Source organism: Novosphingobium rosa NBRC 15208 (assembly GCF_001598555.1).
GTDB classification, from domain to species: Bacteria; Pseudomonadota; Alphaproteobacteria; order Sphingomonadales; family Sphingomonadaceae; genus Novosphingobium; species Novosphingobium rosa.
Genome location: NZ_BCZE01000003.1, coordinates 46,754 through 61,776, shown reverse-complemented (window position 1 = coordinate 61,776; position 15,023 = coordinate 46,754). Strand labels below are relative to the sequence as shown.

Annotated in this window: 12 protein-coding genes; 4 read left to right on the top strand and 8 right to left on the bottom strand. The window is 64.5% G+C overall.

Annotated elements, in window-relative coordinates; all coding sequences use genetic code 11:
• Positions 1–7: 7 nt before the first annotated feature.
• On the bottom strand, positions 8–361 hold the full coding sequence (locus SR3_RS01665; RefSeq protein ID WP_068080005.1) for a DUF952 domain-containing protein: 354 nt from the start codon (positions 359–361) through the stop codon (positions 8–10).
• The gene (gene gyrA / locus SR3_RS01660; protein WP_068080003.1) at positions 358–3,081 is read right to left on the bottom strand and encodes a DNA gyrase subunit A; all 2,724 of its coding nucleotides are present in this window, start codon (positions 3,079–3,081) and stop codon (positions 358–360) included. The genes SR3_RS01665 and gyrA overlap by 4 nt, the downstream gene beginning before the upstream one ends.
• A 363-nt stretch (positions 3,082–3,444) precedes the next feature.
• Here gyrA and SR3_RS01655 point away from each other — a divergent pair, with 363 nt between their 5' ends.
• On the top strand, positions 3,445–4,740 hold the full coding sequence (locus tag SR3_RS01655) for a hypothetical protein (RefSeq protein WP_068080001.1): 1,296 nt from the start codon (positions 3,445–3,447) through the stop codon (positions 4,738–4,740).
• Positions 4,741–4,989: 249 nt separating this feature from the next.
• On the opposite strand, the gene SR3_RS31055 is transcribed toward SR3_RS01655, so the two are convergent.
• The 4 genes from SR3_RS31055 to SR3_RS01640 all read right to left on the bottom strand — a co-directional run bounded on the left by SR3_RS31055 (position 4,990) and on the right by SR3_RS01640 (position 8,294).
• Positions 4,990–5,157, bottom strand: coding sequence for a hypothetical protein (locus SR3_RS31055; protein WP_157098576.1), 168 nt, complete (start codon positions 5,155–5,157; stop codon positions 4,990–4,992).
• 248 nt (positions 5,158–5,405) lie between these two features.
• The gene (locus SR3_RS01650; protein ID WP_068079999.1) at positions 5,406–6,221 is read right to left on the bottom strand and encodes a ferredoxin--NADP reductase; all 816 of its coding nucleotides are present in this window, start codon (positions 6,219–6,221) and stop codon (positions 5,406–5,408) included.
• A gap of 16 nt (positions 6,222–6,237) precedes the next feature.
• Positions 6,238–6,660, bottom strand: a complete 423-nt coding sequence (locus tag SR3_RS01645; protein ID WP_068079997.1) for a hypothetical protein — start codon at positions 6,658–6,660, stop codon at positions 6,238–6,240.
• Positions 6,661–6,791: 131 nt separating this feature from the next.
• Entirely contained in the window at positions 6,792–8,294 is a 1,503-nt protein-coding gene (locus SR3_RS01640) for a glycoside hydrolase family 125 protein (RefSeq protein WP_068079995.1), read from the bottom strand.
• 348 nt (positions 8,295–8,642) lie between these two features.
• On the opposite strand from SR3_RS01640, the gene SR3_RS01635 reads away from it, so the two are divergent.
• Together SR3_RS01635 and SR3_RS01630 are read left to right on the top strand one after the other, a co-directional pair.
• The gene (locus tag SR3_RS01635; RefSeq protein WP_068079993.1) at positions 8,643–9,446 is read left to right on the top strand and encodes an energy transducer TonB family protein; all 804 of its coding nucleotides are present in this window, start codon (positions 8,643–8,645) and stop codon (positions 9,444–9,446) included.
• Positions 9,447–9,617: 171 nt separating this feature from the next.
• On the top strand, positions 9,618–10,901 hold the full coding sequence (locus tag SR3_RS01630) for a cystathionine gamma-synthase family protein (protein WP_068079991.1): 1,284 nt from the start codon (positions 9,618–9,620) through the stop codon (positions 10,899–10,901).
• A gap of 9 nt (positions 10,902–10,910) precedes the next feature.
• Here SR3_RS01630 and SR3_RS01625 read toward each other — a convergent pair whose 3' ends face one another.
• Together SR3_RS01625 and SR3_RS31760 are read right to left on the bottom strand one after the other, a co-directional pair.
• Entirely contained in the window at positions 10,911–11,765 is an 855-nt protein-coding gene (locus SR3_RS01625; protein ID WP_068079989.1) for an alpha/beta fold hydrolase, read from the bottom strand.
• Positions 11,762–11,953, bottom strand: coding sequence for a hypothetical protein (locus SR3_RS31760; RefSeq protein ID WP_169805537.1), 192 nt, complete (start codon positions 11,951–11,953; stop codon positions 11,762–11,764). The genes SR3_RS01625 and SR3_RS31760 overlap by 4 nt, the downstream gene beginning before the upstream one ends.
• A 180-nt stretch (positions 11,954–12,133) precedes the next feature.
• On the opposite strand from SR3_RS31760, the gene SR3_RS01620 reads away from it, so the two are divergent.
• On the top strand, positions 12,134–15,016 hold the full coding sequence (locus SR3_RS01620; protein ID WP_068079987.1) for a TonB-dependent receptor plug domain-containing protein: 2,883 nt from the start codon (positions 12,134–12,136) through the stop codon (positions 15,014–15,016).
• Positions 15,017–15,023 lie beyond the last annotated feature (7 nt).

Here is a 15,023-nt window from a genome sequence, read left to right as displayed (position 1 = left end):
CCGGGGCTCAGGGCAAGGCTGGCAGGATCGGCGCGCCCGAAGCGTCCCATTGCAGGGGGCCATGCGCCACCACGGCGGAGAGGGGGAGATCGGCATAGATATGCGGGAAAAGGGCGCCGCCGCGCGCCTCTTCCCACTTCACCGCATCACCCAGCGCCGTCAGATCGACGGCGGCGAGGTAAAGATCATCCTGCCCGGCAAACCATTTGGCCAGCGTGCCCGCCAGCTGATCCTGCGCCGAAAGATGGATATACCCATCGGCCAGATCGACCGGCGCCCCGGCGAAGCTGCCCTTTTCAGACAGCTCCGCCCATTGGGGGCCGGTCAGGATCTTCCAGGCGACAGAAGGCAGATCGCTCACGCCTCGGCACCACCCTCGGGGGCAGCCGAAGGTGCTTCGCCCTCATCGCCCTCTTCTTCCTCGGCGAGGCGCACGGCGGAAACGACATGCTCTTCATCGGCCACGTTGAACAGGCGCACGCCCGCGCTGCCGCGACCGATGACACGCAGGGTCGTGAGCGGCAGGCGGATCAGCTTGGCCTGATCGGTCACCATCATCAGCTGCTCGGCCTGAACGGTCGGGAAGCTGGCGACCACCAGACCGTTGCGGGCGATGTTGTCGATGTTGGTGATGCCCTGACCGCCGCGACCCGTGCGGCGATACTCATAGGCCGAGGACAGCTTGCCATAGCCATTGGCGCAGACGGTCAGGATGAACTGCTCATGCTCGGCCAGATAGGCGTAGCGTTCGGCGCTCAGCGTGGGTTCGCCTTCCTTCTCGCCCTTCCACGGGGCGAAGCGCAGGTAATCCTCACGCTCTTCGGGCGTGGCATTGCTGCCCTTCAGCACCGAGAGCGAGATCACCTCATCCTCGCCCTTGAGCGTCATGCCGCGCACGCCGGTCGAGGTGCGCGAGGTGAATTCACGCACTTCATCGGCGGCAAAGCGGATCGCCTTGCCCTGGCGCGTGGCCAGCAGCACATCGTCACCCACATCGAGCAGGGCGACGCCGATCAGGCGATCCTCGTCCTCCTCATCGAACTTCATGGCGAATTTGCCGTTCGAGGGAATGTTGGCGAAGGCATCCATGCTGTTGCGGCGCACATTGCCCTTGGCGGTGGCGAAGACCACCGAGAGGTCGCCCCAGGCGGCCTCATCCTCGGGCAGGGGCAGCACGGTCTGGATCGTCTCGCCCTGATCCAGAGCCGGCAGCAGGTTGACGATCGGGCGCCCGCGCGTGGCCGGGCCACCTTCTGGCAGGCGGTAGACCTTCATGCGGTAGACCTTGCCCGCCGTGCTGAAGAACAGCACCGGATTGTGGGTGGTGGTGACGAACATCGTCGCCACGGCATCCTCTTCCTTGGTGGCCATGCCCGCGCGGCCCTTGCCGCCGCGCGCCTGAGCGCGGAAGGTGCTGAGCGGCGTGCGCTTGATGTAGCCATCCATGGTGACCGTCACGACCATATCGTCGCGTTCGATCAGGTCCTCATCGTCGATGCTGTCACCGGCGGGGACGATTTCCGAGACGCGCGGCGTGGCGAATTGCGCCTTCACCGCTTCCAGCTCGGTGCGCATCACGCCGTAAAGCTTCACGCGGTCGGCCAGGATCGAGAGATACTCGTTGATCGCCTTGGCCAGACCTTCCAGCTCGTCGCCGATCTCGTCGCGGCCCAGAGCGGTCAGGCGGTGCAGGCGCAGGTCCAGAATGGCCTTCACCTGAATTTCCGACAGGCGATAGGTCGGCGCCGAAAGCTCGGCGGCGTCTTCCTCGATGGCTTCGACCAGACGGATGTAGGAGGCGATCTCGCCCATCGGCCATTCGCGCGAGAGAAGCGCAGCGCGGGCGGCGGCGGGGTTGGGCGCGCCGCGGATGATCTTGACCACCTCGTCCAGATTGGTGACCGCGATCACCAGACCCAGCAAGATATGCGCCCGGTCACGCGCCTTGTTCAGCTCGAACTTGGTGCGGCGGGTGATGACCTCTTCACGGAAGCTGATGAAGCTGGTGATGATGTCCTTCAGGCCCAGCACCTCGGGGCGGCCGCCTCGGATCGCCAGCATGTTGGCCGGGAACGACGACTGCGCGGGCGTGTTGCGCCAGATCTGGTTGAGCACCACCTCGGGCGTGGCATCGCGCTTCAGCTCGACCACGACGCGCACGCCTTCGCGGTTCGATTCGTCGCGGATGTCGCTGATGCCCTCGATCCGCTTGTCCTTGGCGGCCTCGGCGATCTTCTCGACCAGGCCGCTCTTGCCGACCTGATAGGGGATCGAGGTCAGCACGATCGAGCGGCGGTCGTTGCGGCCTGTCTCGATCACATGGCGGCAGCGCATGATGATCGAGCCGCGCCCGGTGTTGTAGGCGTTGCGTGCCCCGCCCATGCCCAGAATGAGGGGCGCGGTGGGGAAATCGGGGCCGGGGACGATCTGGATCAGCTCGTCGGTGGTGATCGCCGGATTGTCCATCGTGGCGAAACAGGCGTCGATCACCTCGCCCAGATTGTGCGGCGGGATGTTGGTGGCCATGCCCACGGCGATGCCGCCCGCGCCATTGACCAGCAGGTTGGGGAAGCGCGCGGGAACCACCGAAGGCTCCTGACGGCTGCCGTCATAGTTGTCGACGAAATCGACGGTGTCCTTGTCGAGATCGTCCAGCAGGCTGTTGGCCACGCGGGCCAGACGCGCCTCGGTGTAACGCATCGAGGCCGGCGGATCGGGGTCCATCGAGCCGAAGTTGCCCTGACCGTCGATCAGCGGCAGGCGCATCGACCAGTCCTGGGTCATGCGGGCCAGCGCGTCATAGATCGCGCTGTCGCCATGCGGGTGATAGTTACCCATCACGTCGCCCACGATCTTGGCCGATTTACGGTAGGGCCGCCCCGCGACCATGCCGCCTTCCTGCGCCGCGTAAAGGATACGGCGGTGCACGGGCTTCAACCCGTCGCGCACATCGGGCAGGGCGCGCGCCACGATCACGCTCATCGCGTAATCGAGGTAGCTGGTCTTCATCTCGTCGACGATGTCGACGCGGGTGAATTCGCCCATGGGGCTCGGATCGGTCAAGGTGGTTTCGTCGCTCACGCGCTGGGTGTTTCGCTTTGTTAGCAGAAAGGTCGATGGTCCGCTCTAGGGCAGGATGCGCGCCATGGCCAGCGCTGCTGGTGCCACGGGCCCTGTTGGTTGCGGTTTTTCCACAAGCCCATGAAGCGCATAGGCCCATATGCTCTGCTTATGCGGCGGGGCGATGGAGCGGTGCGACGGGGCGGGTTCAAATGGGGTTCAGTCGCCATGGTCGACATATTCCCCGGTTGCCAATCTGGCGAATCCCTTGCACTAAAACGGAACAGGCAAGGTCTTTGTCGATTTTGCACAGGATTAAGCCGTTACCAATTCTGCCTGGCTGCGCAGGGTGCGCAGGCCGGGGGCATAACAGGAGTTGAATGCATGAACCGGACCAGCTCGCGCCAGCGTGGACCGCTCCTCGCGCGTGTCGCCATGGCCGCTGCCCTGTCGCTGGGCGTGGTGTCCTCGCTCGGCGTTTCCTCGCCCGCTTTCGCGGCGAAGGAGAAGGCCAGTGGCGGTCAGCCCCAGTATTCGCCGGGCTTCCTGCAGGTGGCCAGCCCGCTGCAGACCGCTGTGGCCAAGGCCAAGGACAATCCCGCTGCCGTGCCCGATCTGGTCAAGCAGGTCGATCCGCTGATCGCCGCCGCCAAGTCGCCTGACGACAAGTTCGGCGCCGGTGGCCTGCTCGTGGCGATCGGTCTGGCCGCCAAGGACACCGCTCTGCAGCGCAAGGGCATCATCCTTGAGCTGGACAGCGGCAAGGCGCCCGCCGACATGGTCGGCAAGCTGAACGTCTATGCCGCGCAGTTCGCCTATGACGCCAAGGACTTCGCCGATGTGCGCGCCCGCGTCGCGGCGGCTCAGGCCGCTGGTTACAAGGACGTGCAGCTGGAGATCCTGGCCGCCGACACCTATTTCCAGGAAAAGAACATCCCGCAGGGTCTGGCTGCGCTCAAGACCGTCATCGAGCATGCCCGCGCCAGCGGCGTGAAGGTGGACGAGGCCTGGTATCGCCGCGGTCTGGGCGGTGCGGAAGACACCACCAACCCCGAATATGGCACCTTCTTCGCAACCGGTCTGGCTCAGGACTATGGCACGCCCGCCAATTGGGCGCTGGCCGCCGCCGTGGTGCGCGACACCCACAAGTACGGCCTGCCCGAGACGCTGGACGTGCTGCGCCTGCAGTCGCGTCTGGACGCCCTGCAGACCGAGCGTGACTACCTCGACTACATCGAGGCCGCCGATCCCATCCGCAACCCCGCCGAGGTCAAGGCTGCTGCCGACAAGGGCATCGCCGCGGGCAAGCTGAAGGCGGCGACGCCTTTCGTGGCCGATGCGGTGCGCATCGCCTCGGGCCGTATGAATGCCGACAGGGCGGCCTTGCCCGAGCTGGAGAAGAGCGCGCGCGGCGCCAACGCCAAGACCGTGCTGATCGCAGGCACGGGCGACGCCTATCTCGGCTTCTCGCAGCCCGCCAAGGCTGCCGAAATGTACAAGCTGGCGCTGACCAAGCCCGATGCCGACAAGGCGCTGCTCAACACCCGTCTGGGCATCGCGCTCTATGACGCGGCTGACTATGCCGGCGCCAAGGCTGCCTTCACTGCTGTGGAAGGCCCGCGTTCGGGCGTGGCTCAGCTGTGGCTGGTGCAGGTCGCCAACAAGGCAGGCGGCAAGTAAGACGGGTTAAGGGGAGGGGGTTTTCCCGGTCCTTTGCCGTTGATGGCATGACCGGGGCTCTCTGATCCCTGCCGATACAACGAACCCCGTTCCGGATTGAACCTCCGGGACGGGGTTTTGTTATTGGGCGCTCTGGCGTGTGAATGAGGGTGGCTGCGCCTCAGGAGCAACCGGTTCCAAAGCGCAAAAGGCGCGGAACCGCCCCCGCAGTTCTGCGCCTTTTGACTGTTTGTGTCGCCTGCCGAAGGGTCAGTAGCGGCCGTAGCCGGTGACCAGCAGAGCCGGATGCAGCACCGGCTTGCGTTCCGAGTCGACCAGAAGCCTGAAGCCGGTCCCCCAAGACCAGCACACCAGCGTTGCGGCCAGCACGCGGCAGAGCCCAACAATGTTTTCCGAAACAAGTGCTTGCAAGACCATGACAGCCTTCCTTTCCCCAGCTTGCGCAGGCCGTCTTTTGCGACGGCTCAGGCAAGCGCTCCCGAATGGATACGTATGAAATGCCTAGTCCGCTTCCTTGTCAATCGGTTTTCTTGGCGGGGCAAAAGGGGCGTTAAAGGGCAGGGTGTTCGCGCAGGCTTCAGCCCTGCATAAACGAAAAACGGAGGGATGGCATGGCCACCCCTCCGTCGTTCTGTCGGTCGAACCGGGCCGCGGGGCCCAGAGCATCAATCCACGAAGGCGCGCTCGATCACATAGCTGCCCATCTTGGCGTTCGAGCCTTCCTCGAAGCCCTGCTCGTCGAGCATGCGGGCGAAATCGCGGATCATGTCGGTGCTGCCGCAGAGCATCACGCGGTCATTCTCGGGGTCGAGCTTGGCCGGGCCGGTCAGCGGCGCGGCGAACAGGCTGCCGTCATCGATCATCGTGTTGATGCGGCCGGTGTTGCGGAAGGGCTCGCGCGTCACGGTCGGCACGTAATGGAACTGCAGCAGCGCCTGATCGGCCACCAGCGGATCATCGGCCAGCTGGGCGGTCAGCTCGTCATGATAGGCCAGATCGCTGACGCGGCGCACCGAGTGCACCAGCACGATCTGCGAGAAGCGGTCATAGACCTCGGGGTCGCGCACCAGGCTAAGGAAGGGCGCCAGCCCCGTGCCGGTGGAGAAGAGGAACAGCCGCTTGCCGGGCAGCAGCGCGTCGCACACCAGCGTGCCGGTGGGCTTGCGCGAGAGATAGACCTGATCGCCCTCGCGGATGTTCTGCAGGCGCGAGGTCAGCGGGCCGTCCTGCACCTTGATCGAGAGGAACTCCAGCTCCTCGGCATAGGCCGGGCTGGCGATCGAATAGGCGCGCATCAGCGGGCGGGGACCGTTGTCGAGCCCGACCATCACAAACTCGCCCGAGCGGAAGCGCAGCGAGGCGGGGCGCTCGATGCCGAAGCTGAAGAGGTGCTCGTTCCAGTGGCGAACCCAGCGCACGGTGGCGGTGTGGAAATTGGGCAGATCTTCAAGAAGGCGCGGCTGCTGGACCTGGACATTCATGGGAGGACAATTCCGTTCAGTCGAATCGGGTAGAAACATGGGTAGCGGCGATATGCGCGGCGGTAACGGAGACTGATTGCATCAGCCGCGCCATGGCCGGTTCCTCGACCAGGGTTGCCGCGAGCTGTTGCAGCCGGTAACCATCGCCGTCCGCCGCGCTCTGAAACAGAGCGAGCAGCCGCGCTTCATCGTCCCTTACGGCCAGACAGCCCGGTTTTGCAAGTTGCAGCTGTTGCAACCCATCGCTGTTGAGCGTGAAGAGCGCCATGCCGAAATCCTCGGCGATGCTTTCCAGCCCGACTGTGGCGAAATTGCGTGCGGTTGTCCGGCAGGGGCAGCGCCCGGCTTGCACCGAACTGACCCATTCGCGAATTTCCCTTAGCAGAAAGAGGGATGCGGCGTCCAGTTCATCGAGTTTGCGATCGAGGAATTGGTACATAGAGCCTCCGGCGCCAGTGCTAGGGGGGTGGGAAGGACCGTGCTTGCGGCCCTCCCGCTGGCCTAGAAGGGAATTTCTTGCGAGTCAATCTCATTAGCAAGATCGCTTTTCTGATTGCCCGGCAAGACATTCTATCCCAGTTTCTGCGCCAACAGCGTGGGATAGCGCCGCGCCACATCCAGAATCAGGTCGCCAAACAGGCTGTTGGCCCACGCAAACCATGAGCGCGTGTATTGTTTGGGGTCATCCTGACTGAAGGCTTCATGCATGAAGCCGGTGCCGGCATGGGTGGCGCGCAGGCTGCGCAGCAGGTTCAGAATCTCGGCGGGTCTGTCGCTGCTCAGGGCGCGGATGATCAGCGACATCGGCCAGATCATGCCCAGCCCGGCATGCGGCCCGCCGATCCCGGATGCGGCTTTGCCCTTGAAGAAATAGGGATTGCGCGTGGACCATGCCAGCGCCTCGGTGCGGCGGAACAGCGGATCATTGCGGGGCGCCGCCCCCAGATAGGCCAGTGACGACAGGCCCGGCACATTGGCATCATCCATAAAGAAGCCATTGCCGAAACCATCGACCTCATAAGCCCAGACCTGCGATCCGCCCGGCCCGGCCATCCGCCCATAGCGCAGCAGCGCCCGGTCCAGCTGCGCGGCCAGCGCCGAGGCATCGCGGGCCAGCGCCATATCGCCCCGCGCCTCGGCAGCCACCTTGGCTAGCCCTTTCAGAGCGCTGGCGGCAAAGAGGTTGGAGGGGATCAGAAAGGGGAAGGTGCAGGCGTCGTCGGAAGGGCGGAACATCGAATGAATCAGTCCCACCTTGCGGCTGGGCGCGCCATAGCCGCCCAACATCAGCGTTTCGGTGGCGTTGCCGTTGTTGAGGCGCTGGAAGCTGTAGGGGCCGTTGCCCTGCAGCCGCTGTTGCTCGCGCATGGTGCGCAGCGCGGCGCGGGCGCCATCGGCCCAGAGATTGTCGAAGGGGCGCTTGTCTTTGGTGGCCTGCCAGTATCCGGCGGCCAGACGCAGGGGCCAGCACAGGGAATCCAGCTCCCACTTACGCTCGGCGACGCCCGGCTTCATGTCGGTGCGGTCGCCCTGCGCCCATGACAGGCTGGTGCGCGCCGCAGGATCCTGCATGAAGGCGTTGGCGTAGGGATCGATCAGCAGGCAGCGCGCCTGACGGGCGATCAAGCCATTGAACAGCGTCTGAAGCTGCGGATCGCCCTTGGCCAGCGGCAGATAGGGCCAGACCTGAGCGCTGCTGTCGCGCAGCCACAGGCAGGGGATGTCTCCCGTGATGACGAAGGCGTCAGCCTTGCCGTCCACCGTGCCCATGCGGACGGTGGTATCCAGCGTGTTGGGATAGCAATTGGCGAACATCCAGGCGAGTTCGGGGTCGGCGATCTGCGCCGAGACCTGCTTGATGCGTTCCTCGACAGCGGGGCTGGTGAACTTGCGGTCGCCCGGCGCGGGGCGGCGCGAGTTGAGATCGGTGGTGCGCCCCGGCCCGGGCGGCACGGGGATGGGCGTGGCCGGGCTGGTCGGGATGGGCTGGCCCGCCAGCGCTCGTCCGGCGGTCAGCGCTCCGGCCAGCAGGGCGGCGCTGGAGGTCAGGAATGAGCGGCGCTGGGTGTTCATCGATCGCGTGTGCCTTGAATCAGGGGTATTGCTGTTTCAGTAAGAGATAGGAGACCTTAGGAAAGATGCGAGGGGTCTCCTTTGTTGGTCGTATCTCTCCAGGCCCTCGTGCCGCATCGTCGCGCCCCGCCGCAAGCCCTGCCTGCGGCGCTGCGACGTTGCTCTGCCGCCGAACCCGATGCGCGACGCGGACAGTAAAGGGAGCACGAGGGTGATGACCCTCGCATGATTTTTTCCTCACTTCCTTGAAAATTCCAGCCGCTCAAACGTCTCCTTGTTGAATGGCTAATGCGAGGCGGTCTCATTTCTGATATGCCGCGCGGGTCGGGCCTTGGTGGACGTGCTGTGATGACTTCTTCTGCTTCCGGATTGCGCCGTATCGACGATCTGCTGATGGCCGACCGTCTCGGCGTGCCGGAGATCCCGCGCCTTGCTGCCTCGGAGATCTGCTACACGCCCGCCCCGCGCCGCGATTATGGCGCTGCGGGCGGCCGCTGGAAAAGCCTTGCCGCCACGGCCTCGATCTATGGCGTGGTGGCGGGGGTTTTGCTGCTTTCGATCTCGGTGTCGTTTGTGAAACCTGCGCCGCCTCAGGCGCTGACGGTGATGAACGCGCAGGCCCCTGCCTCGCCCCCCGAAACGCCGCCCAAGGCGAAGGATTCGCCCAGACCGGTCGAGAAGAAGGTGGCGATCCGGCAGCCGGTGCAGGTCGATCCGCTGCCGCCGATGAAGGTCTCGATTTCGCCGGTTGTCGCCCCGGTGCCGGTGATCGTCCCCAGGCAGGCCGAGCCCGCCCCGAAGGAGCCCGATACCGCCGCGCCCAAAACTACCCCCGCGCCGCCGGCTCCCCGCATCGCCAGCAACGGGCCGGATACATGGGAAGGCCGCGTGCTGATGCAGCTCAGCAAAAAGCGCCATTATCCCATGGGCGCGATGGCCCGCCATCAGCAGGGCGTGCCTTATATCCGCTTCGTGATGGACCGTCAGGGCAAGGTGCTGTCGGTCAGCCTCGAGCGGTCCAGCGGCGTCCCCGATCTTGACCGCGAGGCGCTGAGCCTGCCCAAACGCGCGCAGCCGCTGCCCAGGCCGCCCGAGGACAGGCCGGGCGAAACCATCGAACTGGTTGTGCCGGTCGAGTTCTACATCCGCTGAGCAGAGCCGACTCGGATTGTCTCATAGGCTGTCGTATTCTTACGCTGGGTTGTTCCGTGGGGTAACTTCTTTCCAAAACAGGGAAATTTTCGCCACAACCTGCTGCGCGATTGCTGTTACGCTCGCCCCCGGAGACGGATGACAAAAAGCCCGTGATCGAGGAGAACCCGGATGACCGCGCCCCGTGACAGCAAGACCCATATCGGCAGCCATCAGCTGCATCCTGAAACGCAGATGCTCAATTACGGCTATGATCCGGCGCTTTCGGAAGGGGCGGTCAAGCCGCCGGTGTTCCTCACCTCCACCTTCGTGTTCCCGACCGCCGAGGATGGCCGCGATTTCTTCGACTATGCCTCCGGCCGCAAGGAGCCTCCTGCGGGGCAGGGGCGGGGCCTTGTCTATTCGCGCTTCAACCACCCCAATGCCGAGATCGTCGAGGATCGCCTCGCCATCCATGAGGGGGCCGAGGCGGGTTTGGTCTTTTCCTCCGGCATGGCGGCGATCACCACGGCGCTGCTGGCTTTCGTGCGCCCGGGCGATGTGATCCTGCATTCGCAGCCGCTCTATGGCGGCACCGAAACGCTGCTGGCCAAAACCTTCGCCAACTTCGGGATCAAGGCCGTGGGCTTTGCCGATGGGCTGAGCGAGGAGGCGGTGCGGGCTGCGGCGCAGCAGGCCGCCGCTCTGGGCCGGGTGTCGATGGTGCTGGTGGAAACCCCGGCCAATCCCACCAACAGCCTCGTCGATATCGCGATGATCCGCCGCATCTGTGACGAGCTGGAAAAGCAGCAGGGCAGCCGCGCCTTGCTGGCGGTGGACAACACGCTGCTGGGGCCGGTGTTTCAGCATCCCTTGCGGCATGGGGCGGATATCTCGCTGTACTCGCTCACCAAATATGTCGGCGGGCATAGCGATCTGGTGGCGGGGGCGGCGCTGGGCTCCGCAAAGGTGATCGGCGAGATCCGCATGCTGCGTGGCGCTTTCGGCACCCATCTCGATCCGCACAGCTGCTGGATGCTCAGCCGCTCGCTGGAAACTTTGGGCCTGAGGATGGAGCGGGCCAACGCCAATGCCACCGCTGTCGCCGCTTTCCTGAGGGATCATCCCAAGGTCGAGCGTGTGGCCTATCCGGCCTTCTTTCCCGAAGGCTCGCCTGCGCAACGCACCTATGCCGCGCAATGCAGCGGGGCGGGATCGACCTTCTCCTTCGACATTGCGGGCGGGCTGGAGGCGGCCTTCCGTTTCCTCAACGCGCTGCAGATCTTCAAGCTGGCGGTGAGCCTTGGCGGCACGGAAAGCCTCGCCAGCCATCCGGCCACCAACACCCATTCCGGCGTGCCGCTGGAGATGCGTGAACGGATGGGGGTGCTGGCTTCCACTGTGCGCCTGTCGATCGGCATCGAGCATCCCGACGATATCATCGCTGATCTGGCTCAGGCGCTGGAGGCGGCCTAGCCGCGCGTTTCAGCTCAGGTGAACGTGCAGCACCCGCCGTATCTCTTCGGGCGCGGAGAGATGCGGCAGGTGTCCGCGCGCCGCGATCCACACCAGCCGGCTGGTCTTGATCGCGCGGCTGAGATAATGCGCCACCGCATCGGGCACCACGATATCGCCATGGGAGTGGATCAGCACGGTGGGCACCTTCAGCTTGCCCAGCCTCGATCGTACATCCGAGAGGAAGATGGTGCGCGCGATCTGGATCGTCACATCCGGGCGCATGGCCAGCAGGCCGGCGGTGAACTCGCGGATCGCCTCGGGCAGGTCGGAGGCGATGGCCAGCGGGGCGAAACCGGTCACCCAGCCTTCGTAATGGCCCGACATGCGCAGGAGCAGCCCCTCGATATCCTCCGGCTCGAAACCGCCGACATAGTCATTGTCGTTGAGGTAATGCGGTGAGGCATTGAGGAAGACCAGTTGCTCGAACAGATCGGGCGCCTTGATCGCGGCCAGCGCGCCGATCATGCCGGACACCGAATGGCCGACATAGCGGCAGCGGGTGATCCCCACCTCTGCAAAAAGCGCCAGCAGATCCTCGGCAAAGCGGTCGAGCGTGTCATAGGCCTTGGGATCGAAATCATCGGGCAGCAGCGGCCCGGCGCCGGGCAGGTCGAACAGCACGGCGCGATAGCGGTCCGGCAGGCCCTCCAGAATGGGGTTCCAGATGGTCTGATCCGTGCCCAGCCCGTGGGAAAAAACCAGCAGGTCGGGCCCTTCGCCCACCACGCGCAGGCGGTGCCGCTGCGCAAGCGGGCCATCAAGCTGCAACGCACTGGCTTGGGGCGCCGGGCGCGAGCCCGTCAAGCGACGCAAGATGCTCATAGTCTTGTCATTTCCCCTGCTGTGGTGGCCGGCAAAACTGCTGCATTCGGGTAGCGCGAAGGGATGGCAAAAAGATGAAGATTTTCTTGCCGGCCCCTCTTGCTGCGATCGGTGGAGGCGATGGCGCGCTGGCCGCCTCCGGATGGACTGGTGATGTACAAGTTCTCTGGCTGGAAGTGAACATCCATCGATCAACCTCATGAAAATGAAGAACAATGCTTGAACTGGCCCGGGTGGTTCAAGTCACTGGGGCATGGTCTGGGTGAATTTGGCGGCTAGGATAAAGGCCAACAGCCAAACAGGCGCGACCGGGCGAGGGGCACTCTCGATCAAGCGGTCAGCGATCCTGCCAAAGGGGGAGTGAGACCATGTCGATCAAGGGTTCCAGCATGATCTGGGGGGCATCGGTTCTTGCCGTTGTTTCGGTTTTGGCGGTGCCGGGCGCGGCGCGGGCGCAGGCCGATGCCGCCCGGTCTGAAACGCCCCCGGTTGCCGCGCCTTCCGCAGGCCTGCCCGCCAGCGCCAACACCGCCCCCGCCGATGCCGAGCAGCAGAACCGCGAGATCGTGGTGACCGGCACCGCCATTCGCGGCGTGGCGCCGGTGGGGTCGGCCACAGTCAACATAGGGCGGGAGAACATCGTGCAATCCGGCGTGCGCGATGCCGGATCGCTGATCTCGAACATGCCGCAGGGCTCCTCGCAGGGCACGACGCTGGCCAACACCGGCGGGCGCTCGGGCGGCGTCAATCTGCGCGGCCTTGGCAACAACGCCACGCTGCTGCTGTTCGACGGGCACCGCACCGTCACGCAGGGCGTACAGAACCTGATCCCCGATCCCAACACGATCCCCTTCGGCGCCATCGAGCGGGTCGAGGTCGTCACCGATGGCGCCTCGGCGGTCTATGGTTCGGATGCGGTGGCGGGCGTGGTCAATTACATCTTCCGCCGCCCCTTCAATGGCGCGGAGCTGACCTATCACTACACCCACACCATCTATGACGAGCAGGCTGTCGATGGCGTGTTCGGGCGCAAATGGGATGGCGGCGGCATTGTGGTGGCGGCCAGCTACAAGGGCAACACGCCGGTCATTCAGGGAACGATCCCGCAGTTGCGCGCCGATCTGAGCCGCTATGGCGGGCTCGACAGCCGCTTGCAGGGCACGGTCTTCAATTCGGTGGGCCCGAATGGCGCGCTGATCGTGGGCAACACGATCTATGGCCTGCCCGCCAACCTCAATGGCCGCACGCCGACCACGGCGGAGGTGCTGGCGCTCAAGGGCAATCCGCAGCTGACCGATCTGTCGGATTACGCCGATTACTACACGGGCCGCGCGCAATACAGCGTGGTGGTGCGCGCCCAGCAGGATTTCGGCACCTATGGCGATCTGACGCTGACCGGCATGTTCAACCGCCGCACCAATGATGCCATCGGCGGGGGCGACGGGGCGTTCCAGAACATCGCCGTCGCCATTCCTTCCACCAGCCCATACTATGTGGCGGGGCTGGGCACCGGCAGTGAATCGGTGGTCTACAATTTCCGCCTCAACAATCCGGGCCGCGCGCTGGACCGCCATGATTTCGAGAACACGCGTAACGTGCTCTTCGACTATCACCTCGGGCTGGTGGGCGATCTGCGCTTCACCGCTTCGGGCGGGATGGGCACCTCGACGGGCTGCGCGGTGTGCCAGCCCCAGCCCAACACCATCCTCACCAGCACCATCGCCGGACCGACGACCGCCTCCCTGTTCAACCCCTATCAGCAGGGCACTCAGGCGGGGGCCAATGGCATCTTCGGCGTGTTCATCCAGAACAGCCACAATGAGATGTATGACTTCCTGCCCAAGATCGACGGCAGCCTGTTCCGCCTGCCCGGCGGCAAGGTGCGCATCGCCATCGGCGGCGAATGGACGCGCACCTACTACCAGCAGGAATCCGACTACACGCTCAACCCCACCACCACGCTGACGACCTTCCGCTACACCTCCACCCATCGCAACGTCTATTCGCTGTTCGGCGAGGCCTATGTGCCGATTTTCGGGCCGGACAATGCGATCCCCGGTTTCCGGCGGCTCGATCTGTCGGGCGCGGTGCGTTACGACAAATATTCCGATTTCGGCTCGACGCTGAACCCCAAGTTCGGCCTGACCTGGAAGCCCATCGACGACCTGCAGTTGCGCGGCTCCTACGGCACATCCTTCCGCGCGCCGACGCTGGCAGAATCGAGCTTCAATGTGGTGGGCGCGGCCAACCGCACCTTTATCGCCAACAATCTGAACGACCCCACCATTCCGGTGAGCAACACCTCGAACGGCACCTCGCTGGTGCTGGTTTCCACTTTCCGCTTCACGCCTCTGAAGCCCGAGCGGGCCAATGTCTTCTCGCTGGGGGCGGATTATGCGCCGCATTACATTCCGGGGCTGAAGTTCGGCGTCACCTTCTACAGCGTGAACTATCGTGACCGTATCGCGACCTTGCCCAATTCGGCCATCGCCCTGTCGAGCCCGGCCAATTACGCGCTTTACAAGAACTTCTTCACCGTGGCGCCGCAGCCTGCGGGCTGCGTGAACGGCTCGGTGAATGGCAATCCGGGGACGCCGCAATATGCCACCTACAATCCGGCCTATCTGCCTTATCTCAACGCGCCGGGCAGCTACCCTCCGACCACGGCGAATGACTGCCAGCTGGTGGGCATCCTCAATGCCGCCACGCTGAACCTTGGCCGGGTGGAGCAGAGCGGGCTCGATTTCACGCTGAACTATCGGCATGACTTGAACTTCGCGATTGTCAGTGTGGATGGCGCTTTCACCGATATTCTCAAGCTCAAGCGCAATCTGCTGCCCGGCGCGCCGATGTATGATGCGCTCGACACCATCGGCGAGCAGGTGAGCAAGCGGGGCCGCTTCTCGCTGGGGCTGGAGAAGGGGGCCTTCAACGGCAACATCGCGGCCAATTACATCGGCGGCTATCTCAACAACCAGACGCCGACGGTGAATGGCGTGAAGCTGCCCAACCAGAACGTGCCGGCCTGGACCACCTTCGATCTCAACCTCAGCTTCACGCCGAAGGTGGATGGCACCAGCATGTTCGCGGGCACGCGCCTGACCATCAGCGCGCGCAACTTTACCGACAAGGCGCCGCCCATCGTGCTCAACAGCCTGAACACGCAGAACGGGCTGCCCACGGCGGTGGATCTGAACACCCACAACATTCTGGGGCGCATCCTGACGGTGGAGGTTTCGAAGAAGTTCTGATCTTTCA